The sequence below is a fragment of the Desulfomonile tiedjei DSM 6799 genome (genome assembly GCF_000266945.1).
In the GTDB taxonomy this organism is placed as follows: domain Bacteria; phylum Desulfobacterota; class Desulfomonilia; order Desulfomonilales; family Desulfomonilaceae; genus Desulfomonile; species Desulfomonile tiedjei.
Genome location: NC_018025.1, coordinates 1,079,206 through 1,105,986 on the forward strand (window position 1 = coordinate 1,079,206; position 26,781 = coordinate 1,105,986).

The 26,781-nt window shown below is 48.4% G+C and carries 14 protein-coding genes; 4 read left to right on the plus strand and 10 right to left on the minus strand.

Annotation, left to right across the window (positions count from 1 at the left end):
• Positions 1-879 precede the first annotated feature (879 nt).
• The 5 genes from DESTI_RS04615 to DESTI_RS04635 form a co-directional block, all read right to left on the minus strand.
• Positions 880-1,650 carry a formyltransferase family protein gene (locus DESTI_RS04615; RefSeq protein ID WP_014808796.1) on the minus strand — a complete coding sequence of 257 codons (771 nt, stop codon included), beginning with the start codon at positions 1,648-1,650 and terminating at the stop codon, positions 880-882.
• The gene (locus tag DESTI_RS04620) at positions 1,647-2,564 is read right to left on the minus strand and encodes a polysaccharide deacetylase family protein (RefSeq protein ID WP_014808797.1); all 918 of its coding nucleotides are present in this window, start codon (positions 2,562-2,564) and stop codon (positions 1,647-1,649) included. The genes DESTI_RS04615 and DESTI_RS04620 overlap by 4 nt, the downstream gene beginning before the upstream one ends.
• Before the next feature lie 72 nt (positions 2,565-2,636).
• Positions 2,637-4,256 carry a heparinase II/III family protein gene (locus DESTI_RS04625; protein WP_014808798.1) on the minus strand — a complete coding sequence of 540 codons (1,620 nt, stop codon included), beginning with the start codon at positions 4,254-4,256 and terminating at the stop codon, positions 2,637-2,639.
• A gap of 302 nt (positions 4,257-4,558) precedes the next feature.
• Entirely contained in the window at positions 4,559-6,727 is a 2,169-nt protein-coding gene (locus tag DESTI_RS04630; RefSeq protein ID WP_014808799.1) for a bi-domain-containing oxidoreductase, read from the minus strand.
• A 63-nt stretch (positions 6,728-6,790) separates the two neighbouring features.
• Entirely contained in the window at positions 6,791-8,185 is a 1,395-nt protein-coding gene (locus tag DESTI_RS04635) for a phenylacetate--CoA ligase family protein (RefSeq protein ID WP_014808800.1), read from the minus strand.
• 1,103 nt (positions 8,186-9,288) lie between these two features.
• Between DESTI_RS04635 and DESTI_RS04640 the strand changes: the two genes are divergently transcribed.
• Both DESTI_RS04640 and asnB read left to right on the plus strand, forming a co-directional pair.
• A complete protein-coding gene (locus tag DESTI_RS04640; protein ID WP_014808801.1) occupies positions 9,289-10,413 on the plus strand; it encodes a glycosyltransferase in 1,125 nt (374 codons plus the stop codon).
• 129 nt (positions 10,414-10,542) lie between these two features.
• Complete coding sequence (gene asnB, locus DESTI_RS04645) at positions 10,543-12,441, plus strand: asparagine synthase (glutamine-hydrolyzing) (protein WP_014808802.1); 1,899 nt, start codon at positions 10,543-10,545, stop codon at positions 12,439-12,441.
• Between the two features lie 56 nt (positions 12,442-12,497).
• On the opposite strand, the gene DESTI_RS04650 is transcribed toward asnB, so the two are convergent.
• Positions 12,498-14,396: a hypothetical protein gene (locus DESTI_RS04650; RefSeq protein WP_014808803.1), complete on the minus strand. Its 1,899-nt coding sequence runs from the start codon at positions 14,394-14,396 to the stop codon at positions 12,498-12,500.
• A gap of 1,110 nt (positions 14,397-15,506) precedes the next feature.
• On the opposite strand from DESTI_RS04650, the gene DESTI_RS28440 reads away from it, so the two are divergent.
• Together DESTI_RS28440 and DESTI_RS28445 are read left to right on the plus strand one after the other, a co-directional pair.
• Positions 15,507-17,591 carry a methyl-accepting chemotaxis protein gene (locus DESTI_RS28440; protein ID WP_014808805.1) on the plus strand — a complete coding sequence of 695 codons (2,085 nt, stop codon included), beginning with the start codon at positions 15,507-15,509 and terminating at the stop codon, positions 17,589-17,591.
• 997 nt (positions 17,592-18,588) lie between these two features.
• Complete coding sequence (locus tag DESTI_RS28445) at positions 18,589-20,646, plus strand: methyl-accepting chemotaxis protein (RefSeq protein WP_014808806.1); 2,058 nt, start codon at positions 18,589-18,591, stop codon at positions 20,644-20,646.
• A 274-nt stretch (positions 20,647-20,920) separates the two neighbouring features.
• Here DESTI_RS28445 and DESTI_RS04670 read toward each other — a convergent pair whose 3' ends face one another.
• The 4 genes from DESTI_RS04670 to DESTI_RS04685 all read right to left on the minus strand — a co-directional run bounded on the left by DESTI_RS04670 (position 20,921) and on the right by DESTI_RS04685 (position 26,700).
• Positions 20,921-22,486: an SLC13 family permease gene (locus DESTI_RS04670; RefSeq protein ID WP_014808807.1), complete on the minus strand. Its 1,566-nt coding sequence runs from the start codon at positions 22,484-22,486 to the stop codon at positions 20,921-20,923.
• A 158-nt stretch (positions 22,487-22,644) separates the two neighbouring features.
• Complete coding sequence (locus tag DESTI_RS04675; protein WP_014808808.1) at positions 22,645-23,154, minus strand: hypothetical protein; 510 nt, start codon at positions 23,152-23,154, stop codon at positions 22,645-22,647.
• 337 nt (positions 23,155-23,491) lie between these two features.
• On the minus strand, positions 23,492-25,303 hold the full coding sequence (typA, locus tag DESTI_RS04680; RefSeq protein ID WP_014808809.1) for a translational GTPase TypA: 1,812 nt from the start codon (positions 25,301-25,303) through the stop codon (positions 23,492-23,494).
• Between the two features lie 356 nt (positions 25,304-25,659).
• The gene (locus tag DESTI_RS04685; RefSeq protein ID WP_014808811.1) at positions 25,660-26,700 is read right to left on the minus strand and encodes a polysaccharide biosynthesis/export family protein; all 1,041 of its coding nucleotides are present in this window, start codon (positions 26,698-26,700) and stop codon (positions 25,660-25,662) included.
• Positions 26,701-26,781 lie beyond the last annotated feature (81 nt).

Genomic DNA, 26,781 nt, shown 5'->3' on the forward strand with positions numbered 1-26,781 from the left:
GCAGGATTGCAGTTTGCAGCCACTGAGTAACTCGTTCATGATCTTGTGACAGTTGACGATCACATAAAGAGGCATCTGCCCGCGGCCTCGGCTGCCCGGCGAAAGATGGGGTATCCTTATGTTCGGGGCTACCTATATAACTAACCCGTTCTGCAATGGCAGCTCCATTCACTACTTCTGGCCTTTCAATTTGACGGGGTAGCACGTGTTTTCGCTTCGGCGCTCTCATCACGATACCTCTATACCGGTCGGAAATGTCGCACCATTGAATATGAGCGACCTTCTCTTCCAGAGCCCTTGTTTCGTCTCAGGATAGCAAAATAAGACCTTCTGAGAACCTGTACACATCCATCATAGAACTTAATTCGGGATTCTGGCAAGTTCCAAATGGATCAAGTGGGCGAATCTTTCTTGTCGATTCACTGCTGCCCCTGGTTTCTTTCCCCGCAAATAAACAATACTGATATTTTGAGAAACCAATAAGTGGCTGTAAGGATTTTGTGAGGTCTCTATTCTTTCGAAACGGGACGTTGTGGAATCGACCACTGAGGAATAAAAAGTCACCTGCCCTCTGAACAGCAAAAGTCAGAGCAGTTATTCTTGAATCACGAAATTTCTCCTACTAAATATTTCTTTTACATTGCTCGCCTAATCACGGTACATTTTTCCGAAACGCACCAGGAAGAGAATAAATCCGGCTATCCAGACAAATGCATACAAAGCAGTTTCTAAATCCATTTTTGTGCCTCCTTAAACGTTTTGCACAATCATTCATATTACAAGAATAACCATGGAATGTGAAAAAACCAAGCTTATTTTTCAAAAATAGCGAAGGATACCTCGAGCCTTACAGATTATGAAAAGTAAAGCTAATCAACATTAGGTGGTATTGTCGATCATTTTCTTGTGATTTCGAATCATTCGCAAGAATTGCCAGATGGTTGGAGTGGTATAGGGTCTGCCTCGGTCTTGTATCTTTGCAGCATCCCTCAATTGTAAATAATTTTCACATACATATGCTATAGCATGCGGAACGTGTGACCAGGCAGTCTCCAAGTTTCTCTTTACTGTTTCTCGGAGCGTAGGATGCAATACAATAGGATACTTCTCCTGAAAAAGTATGGGCCCTGTGTCAATATGATCGTCTATTTGATGAATAGTGAAACCGGTTTCCTGCAAGCCTTCATAGATCGGCCATATTATACTGTGAGCTCCCTGGAATCTCGGGAGGATTTCTGTATGCACATTGATCGTGCCGTAAGTTGGCAATGAAAAAATCTTACTTGCAATGTACCCGTTCCCAAGGGAGATGCCTAAATCGGCACGGCATTCCTTCAGCAACTCTGCGGTCCTTGCGGAGTTTGTGTGATCGCTTTCTATTATCTCCACATGATGTTGGCTGCATACTTTCTCGATATCATCGACTTCTTCGTCTTTGTACCAATCACGAATTCTGATGCCATTCAGTGCACCCAACAGGCCTATCCGCATTGTTTTTCGGGTTTTGCGTACAAGCGCTTTGGAGAAATCCGGCGCTGTACTATTGGTGAGAATAAGCCTGACGACATTCAAGCGAGGATTAGCGCATAATACCGGTACAGAGCGAGACGCATATCCTCGCCTGACGGAGGTAAGAATAACCAGTCTCATGTTGCTTGCCTCAATTTAGCACCAAGAAAATATCTGATGTGAGCCGTGGGCCATTGAACTTCGAAATGATGCCTGGGAATTGCGAAAGCATTCGTAGTCCGGGGCACGATTGAGCCTCTGAATGCACCGAAACAGGCTTCGTACCCTACCTTCTCGACCATGGATAAGGAAGTTTCATCGGAATCGGCTTTCTTACCGTAAGGCCAGGATATGTACTTACACTCTATGCCCAGCTTTTCTTCAATCTCCTGTTTCGACCCTGCAATCTCTTCATACATGAAGTCGGGATCTCCCGAGATTGACGAGAATCTCGCATGAGTTTTTGTATGGGATCCTACCTCGAATCCAAGGAGCAGCAATTTCTCGAGATCCTGCCATCTCAACATCTCAATTGTGGTACTGTACTGCGCTATATCGAGACAGTACTTCCTCGTAGTTTCCAGATCGGCTCCTACAAATGAAGTCGGAACGAATACGATAGCTGGAATTCCATATTTTTTGAGTACCGGAATCGCATTGTTTGCAACATTGCGAAAACCATCGTCGAATGAGAGATGGAAATATCTTCCATCAAGTGGTTTTGTACCCTTGAGCATATCAACACACACGTCAGTGTTCACAAATGTTCCTATTTTCATGAGTTCCACAATCAAAGCCTCGAACTCGGGTATTTGATCGTCAAAAACGTAGTGACAATACATAGATGTCAGAAAGGTACTTTGACCGGATGTCTTTAGAGCAGCCAAAGTCGTCAAAATGGTATTGCGCAGAAACCATCTGATCCGGTTTCCAATCCCCAAAGGGGTCACACCTGTTTGTTTCCAGCTCGTGGCATAATCATCGTGTGATTTCACATGGCATCGTTTCTTGGATGCCGTGTTTCCTGGACTTTCGAGGCTTTCACCGATGTACAAATTGGCCCCCTTTCTGCTATTCTCTTGTGCAATTTGCGTCCGTGTAGACTGAAATAGCCATAATTTCGGTAGTTACCATTCGAAGATGATCTTAGCTTTACCCTCCTTCGCAATTACATTGAGGCACCGATTTTTTTGGACTTTTCCGAACTCAGGATAATACTTGGAGCCAGTCAGGACAGCCTGTCCGGCGAGTGCTTTCCACCTGATGAGCTTACTGTTGGGTAAGATGAGTTGACCGTTTTCTCCTTCCGCCAAGCATTTCAGCGAGGGATCGAAATGAAAATGAGCAATTGCGCTGCCATCTGCGGTAATTGTATCGAACACGACTAAACTGTTGGAATCTAAGGTCCAGGTTCTCCGGTGAATCGGCGAACCTCTCAGTCGCCGATACCCGTCATGAGAACATGAGACTTGGAAGGTGTTTCCTGAATTATGCACTTCCAGGTTGAAAGGATAAGCTCTTCTTCCTACCCGGAAGGTGTCCCAAACCTCGGAGGAATCGGCGTTGCGAAAAGACATCGTATTGTGAGCCTGCGTAGAGCGCACATATGACCGAGTCTTTCCTTTGGAATAGCAGAATGTCCCGGTATCCACAAAAACCCGGTGCCCGAATATGGACATTTCAAATGACAGGGTGTCCGCATGTGCATGACCGGGAACATAGTCGGGTCCTATCGGTCCGACGTCGAGTATCAGAACGGTGTTATCGATTTGAAGTCGCATATAACCACTTTCATTAAGATGAACGAATTCACCCTGCGGCGTCAAAGCTTCAAGCCCCAGTTCTCGTGCGTAACCTTCCAATTCTTCCGGAGAAAGTGCGATTCCAAAAGCGGCATCGTTGAATAATGCGAACTTTCGATCCGGATGGAGCATAGCGCTCAACCAGCTTCTCATCCGGTTCGTGGTCGGTATTATTGAGGCATTGACAAAATCAACGATGCTCGGAATCTCGTAAATTCCGGAGACATTGATTATATCCAGCAAATCTTCGAGTATTATGGAGTGATACATCGCGCTACGTTCGAAGTGACCTCCATCAGCCAGGATTTGTTCGGGTAATTCCTGCTTCAAGATGTCAATTCCTCTCGTCAGCCATGCATCAGGTTCGGCTCCTTCGTAGAAAAGCCCTGCAAAAATCAGAGCCTTGGCATTTGCAAGCAGATGATTTCCGAGCAGATGGTATTCGATGTCTGCATTCAAAGCCCTGGTTTGGATGATCAGACTCCGCAGGGCCTCATCAGAGGGGACATTTCCGGCCAGAAACCATTTGATCCAGCTTACGATTCTTCTGGAAAGCGGGTACGGCTCCCACCCGATTCCGGAGCAGGGCGGATTATCACGTATCCAGCGACTTATCAGCCTACAATAGAAATCCGGATCGAGCGTGGCGTCGTCCGAGTTCAAGAAGTCAAAATAATGAAGATTATACAGCCACAGTTTCTCGATCGAGGTATCGTTCCAGATACCCGGGAAATGGAGAGTTCTTCTCCGATTGAGGAACGAGCACTCGTTACTGCTTAGGGGCGATTTGAGAGTGAAAGGGGTTCTCCAAACCTTCTGCTTTTGCCGCAGGGGAGGAGACGGAGCCAGAGAAGGTCTTGGCCGGATAAGAAGCTTTCTGAGACGACTATAATACTGAATCGGCCTCAAGTAGCGCAATGTATGAAAATACAAGAAAACACTCAAAGTGTTCTTCCTCCAGGAGACGGATCAGATTCCTCGGTTTTTGGGTAGAATCTAATAAGCAACAATAATAGGTTGTGATCCAGCTCTAATCCTCTTCAATCAATCTGAATCTCTCAATACATAGCAGATGACATAATTTCTGACCTTTTGAATGCATTGTGCCTCAAATGAACGGTAGGGGTCGGCGTCCCTGCCGGCCCGAACTGGTTGATTTGTATTTGAAAAATGTGCCGGCACGGAGGCACGGCACCTACCAATTGCCGAGAAGAGCTTTTGCAATTGGACACTATTTTATACACTTGCTATGATTCCCTGAATCTTGCGGGAATCTCGAACGGAATTCCTTCGTGTACGCTCCTCACAGCGAGAATGGCTGCGAGAGAAACCGTTTTGAGTTCCTCCCATGATATCGGTGAAGCGGTTCCCTCAGTCAGTGCTTTGGCAAAAGATTCTATCTCCTGTCTATGCCCTTTATCCGTCGAGAAACTGCGTTGTCGTTTGGTCTTACCGTTGGAACAGAAGATAATTTCGCGAAAATCGTCGATGACGGCGATTTGGCCGCCCCCGAAAACTTCAACTCGTTCTTTTGGAAAAGCTTTGTCTCCTCCGGCCAGATAGGCAATGCTGGAAACCGATCCATTTACATGTTTGACAGTGATCAGGCATTGATCTTCAGTTATTCTGGGGGCATTCGTACCTCCGATGGATTCTGCGTAGACTCTGCACGGGGGGCTTTCTGCGAAAAAAGTCGCCAGATCGATTGCATGACACGCTTCCCCCACTATTCGTCCTCCTCCGATGGACTCATGTTGACTCCAATGACTCTCTGGAATCGGCCCGGCATTGAAACGTATGCAGATGGTCTTCGGCTGAGCGATCCTCGAGAAGAATTCCCTGACAGCCAGAGCGGCAGGAGAAAATCTCCTGTTAAAACCCACCATGAGAAGCGGCTTCACTCCCGGACAATTCTCTATGGCATCGTCAATGGCGATAATGTCCTCAATGCTCAGGGCTAAGGGCTTTTCGACAAAGACGTCTTTGCCTGCTTCAATTGCCTTGAGGACCTGCCGAGCATGTCGATCGTGCTGGGTTGCAATGAATACGGCCTGAATTTCTTCATCATGCAAAACAGTGTTCTCGTCAGTGGTGGCATAATCGAAGCCGAGCTTCTTACCGCTGTGAACAGCACTGGTGCCTCCTGCAGAGCATAACGTCTTCGGGTGAAAGTCGCCGATTCGGCATATGCAAGGGAGGAGTACGAGCCGTGCAAAGTTGCCTGCTCCCAAACATCCGATGGGGATCTTCCCCAGCGGTGGACTTTGGGTAGTCAGCGCTTGCGTATGGTTGTTCTGACCGCAACGCGCTGCTTCGGGGTACGTCAAGAGGATTCCAAGCTGACTCTTGCTTTCTGCTCTTATAGAGTTATATGCTTCAAGAGCATTTTCTATGGGAACGCGACGACTTATCAACGGCGAGACATCGAGGCGGCCTGCTGCCATCAAGTCCAGTACTGCCTGGATATTGCGTTGTTCTGTCCATCGGACGTGAGCCGGTGGATAATCCTGACCGTACGTCTCGTAAAAAGGATCGTACCTGCCCGGTCCATACGAACATGAAACCACGAATTCCGCTTCTTTAAAGTAAAAGGGACGCCGATCCAGTTCAAGACCGACAACACCGGTCAGAACAATGCGACCTTTCTGCCGTACGGCTGCTGCTGCCAGGTCAATGGGATCGTTCGACTTGGTTGAAGCGCTTATGATGACTGCATCGACGCCGAAGCCGGAAGTTCTATCGAGGATGTCGTTGGCCTTGAAATCCGGCCGTGCTTCTTCAGCTCCCATTTTGGTCGATGCCAACTCGCACTTTGTTCTATCCAGATCTACCGCGAGCACGCGGGCTCCCGCGGCATTGAGCAGAGCAACGGTAATTTGTCCGATAAGCCCCAATCCAATCACGAGAACAGTCTCACCCAGTTTGATTTCAGAAAGACGAATACTCTGCAATGCAATGGCGCCGAGAACGGCAAAAGCAGCATGGTCCAGAGGCACTTTTTCCGGAACCATGGCACAGAGGTTCTTTGGAACGCACACAACCCCCGCGTGGGGTCCATTGCTTGCGACCCGATCTCCCGGTCTGAAATTTTGAACCCCTGCTCCAACCGCGAGCACGATTCCTGCGGAGGAATAACCCATGTTCATGGGCTCGTCCAATTTTTCCTGCACTTGAGCCAGTGTCTGGAATAATCCCTCATTCCGAATCTTTTCCAATACTCTGCGCACCTGGTCCGGCCTCTGGCGAGCCTTCCCGATTAACGACTTTTGGGACAGTTCCATTAGCGCTTTTTCTGTGCCCGGCGAAATTACCGAAGCGACATTTGCAATCAACAAGTGGCCGGCTTGAACCAGTGGTTGTGGTACAGTATCGACGGAAATGGCGCCGTTACGGATGTTTTGAGTAATTTTATACACCTGTTTGCCTCCGCTAAATCCATGGCGATCACATTCTTAATAAGAATTCTGTTGAAGCACTATTCAAGTAGCCTCACGGGCATCCAGTCGTCCGTGAGGGATTTGAGAAACAACCTGCCGTAATTTTCCGGTCGCAGACCTTTTTAGAAATGAAGTATATTCGATAGATACCTTCGTGTCAGACCCCACCCTTTTGGCCGTCTCGGATAGTAGCATTGCTTCGTCAGTCTCATTGTAGTGAGTGCCTCGCACAACTCTGATAGTGAATGCTCCGGGTTCGGTCTGATATATTTGAGCTTCTCGGATGTTTACCATGTCCTTGAAGATGTGATCTGTTCTGCCCAGTTTTGCCCCATTTGCAAGGATCACATAGTCTTCCAGACGACCGTCGATGTCTTCGACAACGCGACCGGGCCTGTTGCATGCACATTGACGGTCGGAAAGAGACACTACGTCGCCGATATCGTACCTGACCAGGGGAAACGCGGGATTCGTAAAATTGGTTCCCAATACCCTATATCGACAGCCAGACTCCTCGGGAAGGAATTCAACCGCCGAAAAGTCCTCGTCCACGTGCAAGTTTCCCAGTTCACATTCAGAAATATTTGCCACTGCTTCAACAGAACCGTAATGTTGTCTTGCCTTCACTCCAAAGGCTTCAAATATCAATTTCTTTTGGTGTTCCAACAGGTTTTCCGCTCCGATGGTTATCCATCCGGGCTGATACCCTATATCCAATTTCTTGTCGATCATGTGAGATGCGAGCAATGATATAAGAGATGGATACCCGTGAATCCATGGGGGCTGAAATCTCCTGATCGCCTCTATGTAATAATTCAAATTGTTTTCGTTCATGTGATAGCCACTGAACAATATCTGTTTTCCCGGATAATTGTGTCTCCAGAAAGGCGGCCTATCCTGTGAAAGTGGAACAACCGACCGCCCGCCAAAGTACGCACACCACGTACCCGGATAGATGCCGTGCCACAATCGATAGCGGCACCAGACGGCCCATTGTCTCTGAACTGCTTCTCGCGTAGTGGAGAAACGTAGTCCCGCACCGGTAGTTCCGCTCGTGTGTGCGGGAAGTCTGGCTTTTGACGGGATCCGGTTGGAGAGAAATGCAGTGTAGTCTTCCTGTATAATGTGCTTGGTCAAGACGGGCAGACGCCTGAGAGAATCGAGACAAGCGAAATCATCAGGGATTGCGCCGGATTTACGAAGAAGTGCCTGAAAATAAGGAGTTGTCTCATAACAATGTCGCATGAAATCCCTTAACTGTCGATTGCGATAATCCTGGATTTTTTCCAAAGGCCAAAAAGTTCTGTCAATTGCCTCCTTGAGAATGTGGGGAAAATCGCCCCCGAATTGCAGGCGTTTGACTCGCCAGCCTTCGGCTGAGGCCGCCACGTTCTGTAGCTGCCATGGCAATATGGAGTATATCCGCTCAAGATCCATCTTAGCCGGCGCCTCCCAATATGCGGTAACCCTCCCGGGGTTCGAACCAGGTATGGCCCCCATTCAGTTGTTATGATCTACAAAAGAACCTGCGCTCATGCGCGGAGGCTTTGTGTGTTTTTTACTCAAAATTTACCGGATCATGACTAAAAAGACCCGGGTCCCATCAATTGTCTGCCGACAGAATTATTCCCCCGAAAGACTGCATCTGCCGTCGAAAACCCTCTTTCTCAGCGTCATCTTGATATCTAATTCTTCGAGTTTACTATCTGTCGAGTTGAACTTTTGCAAGAAAGATGCCGCTGACCAAATCGTTGCTATGTACGGATGATCTTTGAGAATCGATCTCAAGAGTGCTTTCTCGCGGTGCCTGATTTCACTACCTGTGGTGGCGAATGCGCTCAACCCGCACCGCAAGCACTTGATAAGAGAAAATAATCTTAGTTGATCCCGTTCTTAAGGGCCATCGTGCTTGACACAGCTTGTAACACTGGATAGCATAGTTTTTGCTAGTAATGATTGGGGGAGAATTAATCAACCCCGAACGATGTAAATTTGTACATGCGACGGATCTCAAGGTCAAAGAATAACTGCACTATTGCAGAAGAAACTTGAAGCGAATTGAAGAAAAACTGCGGCTACTAATCGCGAGAACACATAAGATATGAGTTCGCAATCAAAAGAGGAGGCTCTTCATAATCCCAGGGACAGGACAGAACTCCATCCCGACTACGAGTGGGTAACGGACTGATTCCGGGGGGCCAAATTAGATTTGTAAGAGCGAATCCGTGCAAGAAGTTTCGCAGGTTGGTAGCGGATATACAGGAAAGTTGAATTCCTTGTTCTCTAATGGAGATTGAGGGGTAATTTCAATATGTTGGACAGATTCCAGTCATTTTTTGACGTGATATGGGTACCTGCAGGTTCTTACGAGATTCTTTGCAAGAAGGATTCCGGAGATTCCTTCTTGAATCCTAGTCGCTACAAGCCGTATGATCGGTAGGTACAAAATTATGGGTGAGAGGCTGCAGCATTCTCTCAGAGAAAAAGTCTCAAGACTTCTATTCCGAAAATGTGGACTATGAGCGGGCAGGGGAAGGCGCATGCACCTGGCTATTGATGCTCTGGGAACAAAGCGGGGAGGAGCGGCCACCGGGTTTCTCGAGTTTTTGACTGTGGCCGTTGCGGATCCTCGTATAGAGAAGATTACCGTTTTTTCAAGTCCTGCAACCGATAGACTGTTTGCTTTCCCACAATCACGGAAGCTTCGGATTATCGAGAAAACAATGGTAGATCGTAATCCGTTTGCCAGGATCTGGTGGTATGAATACTCTCTTTCCAAGGCGTGTAAAGACATTTCGGCCGATTTATTATTCATCTTTGCCAATTTCGGTCGAGGATGTTCAGAAATTCCCCATGTGACCTATGTTCAGCAGTCTTTGCCTTTCAGCAGAGAAGCAATCCAAACTTTTGATTCTCGGCTAGAACGATTAAGGATCATGACGTATCGCCATCAGATGCGACGTTCCTGCCAAGATGCCGCTCGAGTTATCTGCCAGAGTAGTGTTATGCAAGATTATCTGGTCAGATGCTTTGACATTCATGCATCGAAGATCGAAGTGGTTTATGTCTCACCGAGGAAATTGGACAAAATCCCAGGGGATTACCGCAGACTAGACCCTATGCGGGCTGCTCCGGCGGGGAGTCGTATCCTCTATGTCGGAGATTCTTATCCTTATAAAATGGTCGAAACTGCCACCATGGGAACGCGCCTTTTGCGGCAATACAGGCCCCAGGTTCAACTGTTTCTGACCCTGCCAGAAGACCATCCATTCTCCCATGAGCATGGTGTTACGTGCCTCTCATATCTCGAAGCAGGCGAACTTCGGGAGGCTTTTGAATTGGCTGATTTGCTCGTTTTGCCATCATTGGTTGAAAGTTGCGGATTACCTCCTTTAGAAGCCATGAGTTTGGGTACGCCAGTACTCATTGCGGACCGTCCGTATGCTCGGGACATTTTCGAGGATGCCGCAGTCTTTTTCGATCCGATGGATGCCGAGGATTTAGCGAAGCAGGCTTTGAGGATTCTCGAGGATGAGGCATTACAAGGAATCCTTATACAAAAGGGACTGAATTTGGTGCAAAAAAGAAACGCCGGTAAACCGTATCAGCGTATATTGGATATATGTGTTGAAGAATTTGCTAGAAGCGCTACTAAGGTGAGTTAATTGGGAAAACAATTCATTATTCCATTGGAGTCAGATAGCAGCGGAGCAGAACCGTGTTAGCCCCCCAGTGCATTTCTGGATCGACCGGATTTTCGCAATTGTAAGCCGTGCAGCTATCGGGAGAGGATCATGTGTGGTATTTGCGGATTTTGGGGCCGGGTGCCGTCGCAATCAATCAATCTGATGATGGATGCGATAGCACATAGAGGCCCGGATCAATCTGGAACCTTCTTTGAACCTTCGGAGCACCTCGCGTTAGGACATCAGAGGCTGTCCATTATTGACTTGAGCGATGCAGGCCGTCAGCCGATGTATAACGAAGATGGAAGCGTTGTCATAGTGTACAATGGAGAGACTTACTCGTATGCAGATTTGCAGAATCGTCTTAAAAGCCGTGGCCATCAGTTTCGCAGCACCACTGATACCGAATGCCTGGTTCATTTGTATGAAGAACGCTCAGTAGATTTCTTAAAAGAAATCAATGGCATGTTTGCTCTTGCGATCTGGGATCGACGTAACCGCGAGCTGATATTAGCTCGCGATCGGACTGGCATTAAGCCTCTCTATTACGTACACACCGATACATTTTTCGGTTTTGCTTCAGAAATAAAAGCTCTTCTGGCAGGAGGTCTTGTACGGCCTCAGGTGGATCGCGAAAGCATTGAGGAATATCTGGCTTTCCAATACGTTTCGGCACCTCGGACAATCTTCAAAGATGTGCGGAAATTGCTTCCAGGTCACTTCATAAGAGTACGAAGAGATTCGAGCATAACCATAGAACCGTACTGGAATTACGACTGGTACACCATTGATGAATCTCGCACGGAAGAAGACTGGGCCGTCGAACTGCGTAGTCTGGTTCAACAATCGGTGCGCGATCAAATGGTGGCCGATGTTCCGGTGGGAGCTTTCCTGAGTGGAGGACTCGATTCAGGGATCGTTGTCACAGAAATGGCAAAAATGAGTAAAGGTAAGGTGGAGACGTTCACCGTCAACTATTCCGGAGTGACAGACACGAACGAAGAACAGGGAGCGAGCCTGGTGGCTCGTCATGCTGACGTAAAACACACGATTGTCGGCTGTTCCGACTCCGATCTGACCAGACTACTTCCTTTGCTAATATTCCATGCAGACGAGCCCATAGCTGAACCCCTCATGACACCCTATTTCCTGCTTTCTGCTGCAGCTCGTAAAGACGTCAAAGTTGTTCTCACCGGAGAAGGAGCAGACGAACTTTTTTTCGGATACAGTCGTTACAGACTGGGATCTTACAAGAAGCTGCTGTCCATGCTTCCTGCTCCGGTTTTGGCGAAGGTCTATAGGAGTCTTACCAAGTGGATCGGTCCTCAGCACAGAATTTGTCGTGTCATGAAAACAGCCGTGGAGGACACTGGTGTTTGCGATTGGAGCGCTGTCTTCCTCTCCCGGGAGATCGATGCACTCACACGGTTTCCGCACAACTCTGACAACAATGGTGCTCACTCGTTGAGGTCGCATTCAATAGAAGATATTATAAGCTACTTATTCGATGAGGATTTTCGTCTTCGACTTCCCGATTATATCCTTCTACGCGTCGATAAAATGAGTATGGCTCACTCTCTTGAGATTCGGCCTCCATTTCTGGACAATCGCATCATAGATTTGTCCTTGCGTTTGCCGGCAGATATGAAGGTGAGGGGAGGAATAGGTAAGTACTTGTTACGACGATCATTTCAGAATGATATACCTCATGAAACGGTCAAAGGAAAAAAGAAACCTTTTGCCGCTCCGTACAACCGGATTGTGCGGCAGTTGGCGGAAGAATACCTGATCGACTCGGAGTGTGCAGAAGACGGCATTCTTTCCAGACCCGAACTCAGCAGGCTATTGAGCGGAGATCCGTTCTACCGCGGTCGTTTCAATGAGAAAGTATGGTCTCTCGTCGTTTTGGAAATCTGGTATAGAATTTTTGTACGTCAATCACTGAAGATGGCCAAGAATCATGATCGTGATTTAATCGAAAACTACGGGCAAGTTGCACAACAATGAGAATTTAATGGTATTTCGCGACAAAGAAATCGGGCAGGCATTTCCTGGAGAAAATTTCAAAGACGAGACCTTACAGGATAGGCAAGTATTTTGGTCGGATAACGACTGATTGCGTCACGGACAATCATATACTTGAATCCTCTTACAGAAACACGAGTAGATTTAAGCAGTTTCAATCGAAGAGTGGAAATGAGCCCGGACGTCCATGCCGTACGGGCGAGAGCCACATTAGGTGAGGCGACACTGGACCAGGGTTCGATCCGCTCCAAATTGGAGGCGAGATGATCGGTTCCCTGCCATGCAATCCCGGTCGGTACAGAACCATCCCCGGCATTGATCCGATCTACAAGAATCAGTTGATTGCCTGATCTCTTCAAAAGTAGCAGAGATTCATGGGGAGCAGGTTCACTCTGTCTTTGACCGCGACTCATGAATCCTTCAGGTGTTGCCGATGACTGCTGAAACAGGTGGTCGTGCCGGCCGTACGCGCGCGAATAGGCACGCCAAGCTCCGAGAGATCGATCTGCATAGAGCATCCAGACTAATTCGCGCAATCCATTCTCTTTGCGAAAAACTTCTGCACGTTTATGAGAGCAATTGAGATCGAGAAACACGAAATGGGTGCCGGGCTTCACTGCCGGTACCTGAGTAACGAGGCTCTGTATGAGATCATTACGGATGTCCGCTGCTTCCCTCCAGTCAATGCTTAATCCGGCATGGAAGAGAGCCATGAAACCGATTAAAGCTACGGCTATGGATCTGCCGAAGAATTTGCCGGCTTTTTTCTGCCAAACACTCAGTCCCGCTGCAATCAAAACGGCTACGCCGAAAGAAGCGGAAGAGTAAATCCGGCTTGCCCATGTGAAATTAAACCAAGACAAATCACCATCCGGCAACATTCCCCACTTGGTCCGAAGAGTTTCGGTCAGTTGCGGATGATAGTTTCCGTACCCGGCAAGCTGGTATGGGAGCATGCCAAGAAAAAGTATTCCAGTGCCGAGCAAGATCAAATACCACTGAGATCCGGATTCGAACCATTTTGCTGCGGTTACGGCATAGGACCTCCCCAGATTCGAAAAGAGGAATAGGAAGGCCGCGCCCAAAGAAACCAGAGTACTCACTATGAGCGCCCAACGATCTGCAGAGACAGACATGAACGGTTCAATGAGATACAACCAAAGCAATGCCAAATACGACCAGAGCAGTTCCAGAGGTGGTAGGAGATGACTGTGAGTCACCGCTCCCCCGTTCAAGAATATGAACCTCACGGCTACTGCCATCAGGAAACCGCTCAGAATTGCTCCACAAAGCCTGACAAAGAAGATTCGATCGGATGGTCGATTGACACATCTTTGATGAACAGGCCAAACCAACAATGGTACCGTGAAAATGAGAAAGCTTGTCGACTCATACGTGAGAAACGATATCATATAAATGATTACAGGCAGAATTATGCCGCTCCAGGATGACGACTTCCGCGCCCAGCGTTGGAATGCAAGCACGGACAACCAAAATAGCAGCACACTTAGACGGGAATTATCGGTGAACAATACGTACGTCAAACAGGAAACCGGGGGCAAGAAAAACGCGAACAAAACAGCCATGGACACGAAGATCCGACGACCCGGAAAAGCTCGGTCCAGGGATAATCCCATGGACAACGCAGAACCGGCAAGCAGCAGAAGCGAGCACAAATGGAATGCCATTTTGTTGAAGCCGAATAGCTTAAATAACCCTATCCAGTAAAGCCCTTCCACCGGCCGCAAGAACTTCTGAGCATATAACCTCAAAGCGTCAGTAAAACTGTTCCAATAGGGGTACGCAAGAACCCACCAGTCATCGCCGTCGAATCCGATATCACCGGTCATTGCTGTGATACCAAAGCAATACAGAAAGAGCCCCAGCCCTACAATCCAAAGATATGACTCGGTGATTTCAGATCGTTCCGTTGTCACACGACAGGGCCTCCTCTTCCATAAAGTTTGAGCCAATTGTGCAGATTTCGAACTTCGCCTTCATAATCTTCCATATCCGCTCAACTGGATCTTTTGTCTCACCTGCAAGAAATTCTCAAGATTTAAAGGGTAATGATGATTCGAATCCAGACTTTAAAACCTCGATATGTCAATGTCAATTGGAATAATTACTTTTTTGAAAGTCTTCGCCATCCGGGAAAGGATTAGTATGAATACAATGTCGGAAGCCAACCGATCACATAATTTCCGGACCTTATGCATTCCAAAAATCGTCAGCAGAGTTGACTGAAAATGTTGCTTTGGTAACAACCAAATAACAGTTGACTCAAGTTTGACGTAGCATTAGATTATTCCTCTGTAATAGGGCTACGGCCGCCTCTGATTTTTTCTCATGAGGGGGGCATATGGTTTAGGAGCAGAAGATGTGGTTTTTACCCGGAAGAGATTTCCGGCGTACTATCGTAATTGTGCACGCTTTCTTGATCTTTGGGTTTGTGGATACAGCCCGATCTGACGGGCTCCGAATACGGTTCATCAGTTGTTCGGCAACGCATGGAGAATTGTCTGGTCAGTGCCACAATCGCGACCTTTCACATGCAATAAGATCGTTTCTGCGGCAGACAACAGGGTCTCATTCAGCGTACGCCTCCGGCAGCCTGTTTCAGGATTTTGCACCCTCAATTCCGAACTTCCGGATCGATCGCTTTTATAATCTTCTCAACGAGATCAGAGAGTCGTTTTGCAGCGGACCCTGTACTGCTTCTTCAGTATGGCTGATTGTGTAGCGTGTCGGGAATTTCGCACCACTTTGCTGAGTTCTTCGAAAATCAACACGTTTTAGGTTCATTCATTGCATTCGTTAACGTGAAGACTCACTGCTCCCCGAAAACTGATGAGCTAAGAAAAAATCAGAAGACATTACTATTGTCTGGACCGATTTTTGTCCTGGGGCACTGCCCCTTTTTCTAGCCGGACCATAGTACGAAGAGACGCCGAGGGTGTATCGCTTGTTTACAAATGCTCTGACGAAGGTTCTGATTTCAAAATCTTAATTCTTATTGTGAGATATAGTTGTGAGAGGAGATACTGATGAAACTGAGTGATATAGGTCTGAAGGTGAAGGTAATGGGTGGAGGACTCATCCCTGTCATCCTGGCAGCAATATTGTGCATGGTAGTGCTTTACAGTGTGCATGCGCTTTTACAGAACGTCGAGAGCGTCGATCAAACTCACAGGGCGATTCGCGAAACCGTGGAACTCCAATTCGATACTATGGGAATGCTGGCGTGGCTTCGGGCGTTTCACGCGTACGGGGATGAACGCTTTGTCCCTGAGTACAAGAACAGACTGGAACGTATTGACAAGGAATTTGCGGATTTGAAACGAATCGTCGGAGACGGAGATGAGATCAAGTATCTTATTCAAGCTCAAGAAGTATTGGCAGACGCCCGCAAAAGATTTGAATTGGGAGTCGAGCTGCAACGCGAGATTAACGCAGGCAAGTCTTTGAAGGATGTAGCTGCACTTGTGGCAGCGGACAAGGAACAGTCGTTGAGCCGCTTACGCAATTTGATAAAGGAATTCGTCGAAAAACAGCAGAGTCTGCCAGACAAGTTCCCAGGCGGAGAAACGAGATCCCATGTGGAAGGACAGACTGCCGAAATACCTGCAATGAGTCCGACCTCGACTCGTTTGCAGGCGATGGAAATCTATACTTCCGCTATGGAAATGGAAAACTTGCAGCGTGGGTATCTTCTCGCAGGAACTGACGAATTTCTCAAGTCTTACGAGGATGCTTCCAAACGAATGTTTGCGCTCATTGAGAAACAGAAGCAGAAAATGTCGGGTAATATTACTCAATTGAGACTGCTTGCAGACATCGAGGATACTCTCAGGACATGGGTCAAAGAAATTGCCGACCCGCAAATAGCTCTGCGAAAACAAGTCTTGGCATCGAAAACCGTCGTCGACCTGAATAAACTGGTTGCCGAAAATCGTATCAGCGAGAAGGTACGCAAATATGACGAGCTGCTGGCTACGTTCAAAGAAGCGCAGGAAAAAGCCCTCCAGGAGCGACGGGCAGCATCTGAGAAGTCTACCAACGCAACCGAAAGAGCTCTCGTTCTAGGGCTTATTCTTGTTATTGCCTCCAGCTTGTTTATTTCGTACTTAATTGCCAGGGCTATCGCAAATACCGTAGGTCAGGCGGTAGATCTTGCAGAGGCGATCAGTAAGGGGGATTTGACGAGGAGTCTCCAAAAGAGGGGAGAAGACGAAGTGGGGAGACTCACTCAAGCTCTCAATGACATGGTGGAATTTCTACGCGAGCAGACCCGAAGAACCATAGAAGGGGTAAATGTCCTCGGCTCCTCCGCGGCAGAAATAGCTGCCACCGTTTCTCAGTTGGCAGGGAGCACCGCGCGGACGTCATCCGCAGTGACCGAGACTATTACAACCATTGAAGAAGTGAAGCACGCGGCAAAGATCTCAAACGATACGGCCAAAAAAGTTGCAGAAAGTTCGAAACAAGCTGTGGATATATCCGAAATAGGCAAGAAGGCCACGAGCGATACGGCGCATCGCATGAACCTGATCAAAGAGCAGATCGAATCTATCGGAGAAACGGTGATCCGTTTGAGTGAGCACAGTCAAGCTATAGAAGAGATTATCGGCACAGTGCAAGATCTTGCTGACCAGTCCAATCTCCTGGCGGTGAACGCATCCATCGAAGCAGCGCGGGCTGGCGATCATGGCAAGGGGTTCGCTGTGGTTGCTCTCGAAATAAAGACTTTGGCGGACCAATCCAAAAGTGCAACGGAGCAAGTCAGGAGAATCCTTGAGGAAACCAAGAAATGGGTGAGCGCGGTCGTGATGGCGACCGAGCAAGGGACAAAGGCTGTGGATGCAGGCGTGAATCAGTCGATAATGGCAGGCGAATCGATTGAATCGTTGTTTGGCAGCGTATCCACATCTTCACAGGCGGCCACAGTGATTCATTCTACGACTGAGCAGCAGCTTGCAGGAGTGGACCAAGTATCGACGGCAATGCTCAACATCGAACAGGCCATGCAACAGAATGTCTCCAGTATTTCGCAACTGGATGAGGCTGCTAAAAGGATAGAGGAACTTGGGAGTTCACTGAAAGACCTGGTAGAACGAACCAGAGTAAGGTAGTCGCCAAGAACACTCTGTGCTCCGTCGAATTGACTGTCAGGGAAGTTATATGAGAAACAGAAGTGCGCTTGGATGCTTTTCTTTTGTGAAATATAGTCATTACCCAGATAGATGACCGAGACTCAGTGCAGATGTTAGTCGAAAAATTCCCCCCTTATCTCCCCATTGATAAGGGGGGAATTAAGATGTTCCCCCTTATCCTTTTTCGTAGAGGGGGGCTGGGGGGATTTGAACCGGACACAACTTTTGGCAAACGCCACAAAAGGTTTCTCAAGCTCATTTCTGTCGAGACATGTCACTGAAGGACTTTGCCCCTGAACCAGACATTTGTCCACCCTTAATTGCTCATGGACCGGCCCAAGTATCGATTCCTTTCCCTCCGAATCTAACCGAATAGACAAATCCACTGACTTACAGCGGATTTCTTGCATTTCACGCGCTGTCACAGCATTGGGCAAAAAAGTGGGTTTGAGAGCGGATGAATTCGTTGCGTTTGAAGACGGTTTATGCTTTTATAGTATTGGGGAATCTTGCACCACATTTCCAAGCTTCTGAAAAAACTGACTTAGGGTTCGTCTGGGAACGAGAAAACCGAATGTCTTCGAGGTTGTAGCGATTTTTCGAAGAAACCACTTCAAGAGAGAATCAGACCTAACACACTACAGCTTCTCTCCTTCGTCTCGCTATGTCCTTTTTGACATACCCTTCCTCTTCAAGGCTTAGTGCCGTTCTGAACCCACCTGAATCAGCGAGCTTGGAGATGATCCACTATTCCTTGTATTCGGAGGTAGGGCACTCAGGGGCTGGTGACCTTAAGCCGAGAATTCTCGGGGGGCCGTCCGCTGCACGGGGGGCGATCCACTGTCAAAGCTAAAAAAAACGAATGTCAAGAATCAGATACATTTTAGGATGTACTGCTTATATATGAGACGTTAGCTTACGTCTCGGTTTGAAGACCGTAGTTTCTACGACAAGTGGTTATGAGAGGAGATAAGAAATGAAAATAAGAGACATAGGTCTCAAAGTGAAGATAATGGGTGGAGGTCTTATTCCAATTATCCTGGCAGCAGTGCTATGCATGGTGGTGCTGTTCAGCTTGAATTCGCTTCTGCAAAACGTGGAACGTGTAGACCGAACTCACAGGGCCATACGTGAGACTGTGGAAATTCAATTCAACACTATGGGGATGTTGGCTTGGCTTCGGGGATTCTTTTTGACTGGAGATGAAAGCCTTGTCCCCGAGTACAGAATCAGAGCTGAACGTGCTGATAAGGATTTCGGCGAACTGAAGAGAATCATCGGGGAAGGGGAGGACACGAAAGACCTCGTTCACGCTCAAGAGCTATTGACTGATACGCGGAAAAGGATTGAAGAGGCGATCAATCTGCAACACGAGATCAACAAAGGTAAATCGCTGAACGATTTGGCCGCACTCGTGGCAGCGAACAAGGGACAACAGTTGAGTCGTGTGCGCGGTCTGGTAAAGGAGTTGGTTGAGAAACAGCAGAGATCGGCCGAGAAAGCTGCCGAAGGGCAGGTTGCCGGTACTCTTCCCGGAGGCCTTCTCGCGGCTTATTTGCAAACGACCGAAATTAGTGCCGCAGTACTGGAAATGGAAGACACGCAACGGGGATATCTGTTGGCAGGGACTGATGAATTCCTGAAGGCTTACGAGGAGGCTTCCAAGCGAACGTTTGCACTCATCGAGAAACAAAAGCAGGCACTCGCGGGGAATGCCGCTCAGGTAAAGTTGCTTGGAGATATCGAGGACAATGTCAAGACCTGGATCAAGGAGACTGCCGAGCCGGAAATCGTTTTGAGAAAACAGGTTTCAGCGTCCAAAACAATCGTTGACCTGCGAAAGTTAATAGTCGAGATAGACATGAAAGACCGGATGAATCAGTTCGATGAGATGCTCGCAGCGTTTAAAGGGGGCCAGGAGAAAATCCTGAAAGACCGGCGGACAGCATCGGAAGAATCCACCAATGCAACTGAAAAGATTCTCATCCTCGGGCTCATACTGGTAATAGCCACGAGTTTGTTTATCTCTTACTTGATTGCCAGAGCCATCGCAAATACTGTCGGGAAAGCAGTAGATCTTGCAGAGGCGATCAGCAAGGGCGATTTCACACAGAGTCTCCAAAAAAGGGGAGAAGACGAAGTGGGGAGACTTACTCAAGCGCTTAACATAATGGTGGAATATCTGCGCGAGCAAACTCGGAGAACCGTAGAAGGGATTAACGTCCTCGGCTCATCAGCAGCAGAAATTGCTGCCACGGTATCTCAGTTGGGTGCGAGTACGTCACGAACCTCCTCAGCGGTAACAGAAACCATTACAACTATCGAAGAAGTGAAGCAGGCTGCAAAGATATCGAATGATACGGCAAAAAAGGTTGCAGAAGGTGCCAAACAGGCCGTGGAGATATCGGAAGTAGGCAAAAAAGCCACGGCTGATACGGCCCATCGCATGAATCTCATAAAGGAGCAGATCGAATCTATCGGAGAGACGGTTGTTCGCCTGAGCGAGCACAGTCAAGCCATAGAAGAGATAATTGGCACGGTGCAAGATCTTGCCGACCAATCCAATCTCCTGGCGGTAAACGCGTCAATCGAGGCAGCGCGGGCCGGCGATCACGGCAAGGGGTTCGCTGTAGTTGCTCTTGAAATCAAGACTCTAGCTGACCAATCCAAGAGTGCTACGGAGCAAGTCAGGAGAATCCTCGAAGAAACCAAGAAATGGGTGAGTGCAGTCGTTATGGCGACCGAGCAAGGGACAAAGGCTGTGGAAGCAGGCGTGAATCAATCGCTAATGGCAGGCGAATCGATCGAATCTTTGTTCGGTAGTGTGTCGTCATCATCTCAAGCAGCCACAGTTATTCATACTACAACCGAGCAGCAGCTTGCGGGCGTAGGCCAGGTTTCGATAGCCATGCTCAATATCGACCAGGCTATGCAACAGAATGTTTCAAGTATTGCGCAACTCGATGAAGCTGCAAAACGGATAGAAGAGCTAGGGATTTCTCTGAAAGACCTGGTGGAACGAACCAGAGTGTAGTGGTTGCTGAAGATTACTTCAAAAGTATTGGCAGAGAGGTTTTAGCTGTCAGGGAAATGCGCTTGGAACCGGAAGGCTTTTAAGCGCATTCCCTGAAATACACGGTCATTGCCAAAACAAATGACCGAAACTCAGTGCAGATGTTAGTCGAAAAATCCCCCCTCACCCCCCTTTATAAGGGGGGAATTAAGATGTAGCCTCTTACCCCCCCCCCTCTCTCTCTCTCGTAAAAGGGGGCTGGGGGCGGGCGCTTGGCGCCGAGCCGCAATTTACGCTAAGCCAGGCCCACGAGCGGAAGCAAAATCCACAGCCCGACCCAGATGCCAAGCCCTCCGATTATGTCAAAGAAGACTCCAGCCCTGATCATCTTTATAATTGGTATCATTCCAGAGCCGTAGACTATTGCATTGGGCGGGGTAGAAACTGGTAGCATGAAGCCCCAACTGGCTCCAAGAGTAGCACCGATAGCTGGTGGAATCGGATTCACACCCGCCGCGACTGCCAGGGATATCATCACCGGGACCACCATATTTGCCGAAGCGGTATTTGATGAAGTTTCGCTGACAAGAATGGCGATGAAGATCGCTCCGAAAGTAATACCCCAGAGGGAGGAAGCTCCGCTCAGTGCAAGCAATCCACTCCCCACTGCCTCTGCGAGCTTCGACTCGAACATGAGGTTTCCGAGCGTAATTCCACCACCGAAAAGTAATAGGGTTCCCCAATCGATTTTGGTTGCCTGTCCCCAAGAAATGGTGAATTCCCGATCTTTCCAGCTTACCGGAAGTAGGAACAGCAAAGTGGCGCCGATTAGCGCGGCCACCCCTTCAGGCATGTAACGATTGTACGCTTTGGAGATTGGGTGGTCGGTTCCATAAAGAACTGCCAATATTCCCGGAATTATCCAGAGGACCACCGTGACCAGAAATGCAAGGAGGGCGTTTTTCTGTCCCGTGGTCCAGGCTCCGAGTTCCGCTCTCTCTCTCATCACATATTCGTGGCTTCCTTCGATATGGGTTATCTCGGGCTTGTGAAGATAGTACATGACCACGAAGAGAATGCAGAAAAGGATTACGAGCAGAGGAATTGCAAACAGCATCCACTGGAAAAACGGAATCTTCACACCGACGAATTTCTCGATCATGGCGATTCCGATCAGGTTCGGCGGCGTCCCGACCGGTGTCCCTATTCCTCCTGCGGAAGCAGCATAGGCAGTCATAAGCATCATGCCTGTCCCGAACCGCAACCGTGTTGCATCGACTACTTCGCCAGTCTTTTGTGACATTACATCAGCCATGGCATATATGATTCCCAGGCCGATGGGAAACATCATAGCAGTGGCCGCTGTATTGCTGATCCACATGGACAGCACTCCACAGATAACTCCAAATGCGAACATAATCCTGCCGGTGCTGCTGCCCACCCACTTCAGCGACATGATCCCATACGCGAATCGTTTGTCCAACCCGTGAAGAGCCATTGCCTCAGCGAGCATGAAACTGCCCAGGAACAACTGAATTATAGGATCCGCAAACGGGGCGAAAACCTTCTTGGCGTCCGCAATTCCGAAAAGCACGCACAAGACTGCTCCCAATAAAGCGCTCATGGGAATCGGAATGGGTTCGGTGATCCACCATATGCCGACCCAGGCGATGATCGCCGCCAAAGTGTGCGCCTGGGGCGACAAAGAAGGCATAGGCGCCCAATAAATCCATAACGCTACCAGCGGCCCGAGAAAAAGCCCAATGGTATTACGCCATTTTTCAAAACGCTCCTCCTGTGGAGTCAGCGTCTCTTTTGCTTCGGCAAAACTCTTGTAACTTCTTCGTTCCGTTGCGAACAATTCTTGTAACCTCCAAATGCATGGTCATGGTCGAAACAAGAGGTGTGCAGTTTTCTTCCTCTCAGATCGACCTTCCGTTTTGTCTACTTAATGAGCAACAGTATTTCGTTCTGCTGATGCATATGATGCGGTGAGATTTATCCGACCCAAGAATTCGGCTATTTCAGACCCGACCTTTTGATGTCTCTGGATAGCATACTAAATACATCGCTGAGTCGAAACACCCCGGTAGAAATCTCCCCGGATTGTACAATAAGATTCGGAAAATGGCCCACCACAAGCTTACAAATTCCTTCCTCGATGGAAGCCTCTTCACTGATGTACTCGTCTTGCGAATAGGGGTGCATAACTTCTCTGACTTTGAGAACACGAGCCGTATGAAAAATCTCGGCCAAGGCCTTCCGACAGTCTGGAATCATCTCTCCTATGGACAATTTTCCTTGGCCTGACTTCTCCCGGGAGATCAAACCACTCATGATATCGAATTGACGCAAACTTCCAATGATGTGTAACTCTCGGTCGTAAACCAGAACCACCCTGGGCCGGTAATCCAGTCTGTCAAGTCTCTGTCTCGAAACTTCCAGAATCATGACCGCATCGAAGAGATTTCGATCCGCCGGGATTTTGGCGCAATCCGAAAGAGGGATCATAAGTTCCTTTACTTGCATGCAAGATTCTCCCTTTAATTGGTAAAATACTTCCCAAACGTATATAGATTATGCGGAGAGGGGTGAATTGAAAATATACCGTATTGCGGATGCCTGCGTCAATATTCCTTGAGGGATTCTATAATACCAATGTGCTTTCATAGAGGGAATATTGAGAAGCCTGTCATTTGCCGGGACCGGATTTGCTCCCGCCGGTGGCGGGATTACTTCTTTCAACGCACACTGGTATGATACACAAATTCCCAGCAATGAAGAGGCTGTCTCAAAAATCGAAATCTATCCAAGATCGTGGCACGAAGTTCTCATGGTCCTGCTGGCCTGATTGTAGGGATCAGTATCAAGCCGATTGGAGCAATGCAGCGCTCTGCTTCTTCCTGAAGGCTCTCCTCCTGTCAGCTTCCGCAAGGAACTGTTTCCGGAGGCGAACGTTTATTGGGGTGATTTCCAGGTACTCGTCCTCTCTCATAATCTCCAGCCCGCGTTCAATAGTAATTGCCGAAGCCGGAGTGAGTTGTATGGCCTCGTCTGCCCCGGCTGCACGCATATTGGTCAATTGCTTGCCTTTTACGGGATTCACCGTCATGTCGTCGCCTTTGGAGGAATTCCCGATGATCATTCCTTCGTACACTTCCGTACCCGGACCGATGTACAGAGTTCCCCGTTCTTGAAGGTTGAAAAGGGAAAAACCGGAAGCTTTGCCCGAGACCTTCGAAATCATGGCCCCTTCCCGTCGTTTACGTATTTCGCCGACATGGGGCCTGAAGCCGATCACGCGGGAGTACATAACCCCCTCCCCTCGGGTATCGACGACGAGGTCGGTCCGATAGCCCAAAAGCCCTCTCGTGGGAATCTCGAAAATCATCCTCTTCTGTTTCCCATGACTCTCCATGCTGATCAGGAGACCTTTCCTGATTCCGATTTTGTCAATTACAACTCCGGCGTACTCTTCCGGCACTTGAACAGTTACTTCTTCAAAAGGCTCCACGATACAATCATCGATTTCTTTCACGATTACTTGAGGTTGCGAGACCTGGACCTCATATCCCTCCCTGCGCATATTTTCCAGCAGTATAGCAATGTGCAGTTCGCCTCTTCCGTACACGGTATATGCATCAGGCATGAAGTCGATTCGCAAACCGACGTTGACTTCCAATTCTTTCTCAAGTCGTTCACGAAGTTGCTTGTTCGTGACATACTTTCCGTCACTGCCCGCAAAGGGGGAACTGTTGACCAGGAACATCACGCTTATGGTAGGCTCGTCCACGGTAATGGCGGGTAATGCCTCCTGATCGGCACTGTCACACAACGTTTCTCCGATATCGATATTTGAGAAGCCGGAAACCATGACGATATCACCGGCATAGGCCTCGTCAACTACCTGCCTTTCCAGTCCTCTGAAGGTAAAAAGTTTCGTGACCCTCCCAGTTACCACTTCTCCATTAAGTTTCTTGAGACAAAGCGAGCTTCCCGATTTCAGAGTGCCTTCATAGATCCTTCCGACAGCCAGACGGCCGACGAAATTATCGTATCCCAGGTTAAAAACCTGCAGACGCAGCGGAACGTCTTTGTCTGCCGGAGCAGGCTGAACGTCTGAAATTATAGCATCCAGGAGAGGAGTCAGGTCGCTGGAATCGTCACTGAGGTTCGCTTTTGCTATCCCATCTCTTCCTATTGCGTATATGGTTGTGAAATCAAGCTGCTCGTCATTTGCTCCCAGATCGTAGAAAAGCTCGAACACTTTTTCCTCGGCCAGATCGGGATCCGCTGCCATTTTGTCAATTTTATTAATGATGACTAGAGGCTTCAGTCCAAGCTCCAAAGACTTGCTCAGGACAAATCTGGTCTGTGGCATGGGACCTTCTTGTGCATCAACCACCAGGAGCACACTGTCAATAGATCGCAGGACTCGCTCAACTTCAGAGCCGAAGTCCGCATGGCCGGGGGTATCGACAATATTAATCTTTGTGTCTTTATAGAATACAGAAGCGTTCTTGGAATAGATGGTTATTCCTCGCTCCTGCTCAAGGGTATTCGAATCCATGGTGATGTTTTCATCATCGACCATACCGGTTTGTTTCATGATCGCGTCAGTCAGGGTTGTTTTTCCATGATCGACGTGGGCAATAATAGCTATATTCCTAATTTCCATCGGTAAAGTCCGTCCGTCTCCCGTGCTGTCATTCAGTCAGGCCGCTGGCAACAACCGGGCCCCAGTCACCGTAATCGGTAGCATGTCAGTTCGGTTCACTCATTGTTCCTTTGATTTGTGGACAGAAGGCAGGAGCCACCACGTCAAGAGGAGCCGATGAACGCCAGCCCCCAAATATAACCTCAATTCGGAGTTTTGTAAATGGTATCCGACCTGTTATCACAAAAGAATGTCACGTACAATTACTTATTATTACTACTGCTTTGTTCTCGAGAAAAAATTACATATTCCATACTCACCAGATCGGCGAAACGCGAGTTACAAGAAGTCCCTCCCCAAATTCTTCTCCGCATTACCTACCTTCCTACCGTGCGGCCCAGGTCTGCATTTATGCCGAGCGACCATCCGGTGAACAGCAGAATTCTCCGGATATTCTGATCGACCCAAACGTCGGCTCGAGCGATTGTGCTCATGGGCACGTACAGCAGATCGTTCTGTCTCAGGACATAATCCGATGAAGAGGTGACAGCCGTAAGATCTGTGGTTCGGGCGAGGAATTTACCATCAGGACCTTTCGATACGACCAGCACGGTTCTCGGTTCAGCCGTTTCCTTTGTCCCACCGGCCAGAGCGAGTGCGTGTTGTACGGTGGTAGGGCCTTTTACGTTAAAGACACCAGGTCTGTTCACTTCACCGTCAACAAAAATGAGGTTGCCGGTCACTTCCTTCAAAATAACCGAGACCTTCACATCCGGGAGAATTTTGGCGTAGCGCTGATTCACTGCCTGAGTCAGCTCCGGAACAGTAGTTCCTTCAGCTCGAATGTCCGATATCAAAGGCAGGGCGAGATGACCGTCGGGTGCAATCGCCACTACTCGTGCCTGACCGTTGGGAGCAGTTGCAATCGCTTTTTGAATCTCATCGAGCTTTGCGTTGAATTCTCGGACGGTAACCGTTATTTCCGGGTCTCTGAGAAGGTCGGAGTATATTTGTTTGAGCTTCGTGCTCACTTCATCGGAAGTCATCCCTGCTACCGAAATATCCGGTTTTCTTGGTATGCTGATTCTTCCATCGGGTCTCACTCGTACAGTTCGGTTCAATTCGGGGTGATACGTAAATTCGACATCAATTGCATCCCGTACTGAGAGTTTGTACGGCGTTGGTGTAACTCCGGGAATAGTCAAATACAGGAACTCCAGGACGTCACCTGCGGCAAGCCTGTAAAGAGCTGACGGAAAGTGGGGTGAAATTTTGCAGGCCAACGCGGGCGGCGTTTCATTGACCACTCCACGTTGTCGCGGGATAACGCACCCGCTCATCAATATGAGAATCAGGAAGGCCACAATTGCGCGTTCAAAACGAGCTCTATGGAATAATGAATCACTACGGTGTTTCATACGATCGTCCTATATACAGTCCACGGTCTCAACTCGCGTTTTTGTTCATCAAGAAATCGCTTTCCCAGGTGAACGGATCTC

Excerpts from the sequence above, each read along its gene's own strand:
- DESTI_RS04615 (WP_014808796.1), bottom strand. The coding sequence starts at position 1,650 with ATGAGACTGGTTATTCTTACCTCCGTCAGGCGAGGATATGCGTCTCGC.
- DESTI_RS04635 (WP_014808800.1), bottom strand. The coding sequence starts at position 8,185 with ATGGATCTTGAGCGGATATACTCCATATTGCCATGGCAGCTACAGAAC.
- DESTI_RS04640 (WP_014808801.1), top strand. The coding sequence starts at position 9,289 with ATGCACCTGGCTATTGATGCTCTGGGAACAAAGCGGGGAGGAGCGGCC.
- asnB (WP_014808802.1), top strand. The coding sequence starts at position 10,543 with ATGTGTGGTATTTGCGGATTTTGGGGCCGGGTGCCGTCGCAATCAATC.
- DESTI_RS28440 (WP_014808805.1), top strand. The coding sequence starts at position 15,507 with ATGAAACTGAGTGATATAGGTCTGAAGGTGAAGGTAATGGGTGGAGGA.
- DESTI_RS28445 (WP_014808806.1), top strand. The coding sequence starts at position 18,589 with ATGAAAATAAGAGACATAGGTCTCAAAGTGAAGATAATGGGTGGAGGT.
- DESTI_RS04675 (WP_014808808.1), bottom strand. The coding sequence starts at position 23,154 with ATGCAAGTAAAGGAACTTATGATCCCTCTTTCGGATTGCGCCAAAATC.
- typA (WP_014808809.1), bottom strand. The coding sequence starts at position 25,303 with ATGGAAATTAGGAATATAGCTATTATTGCCCACGTCGATCATGGAAAA.
- DESTI_RS04685 (WP_014808811.1), bottom strand. The coding sequence starts at position 26,700 with ATGAAACACCGTAGTGATTCATTATTCCATAGAGCTCGTTTTGAACGC.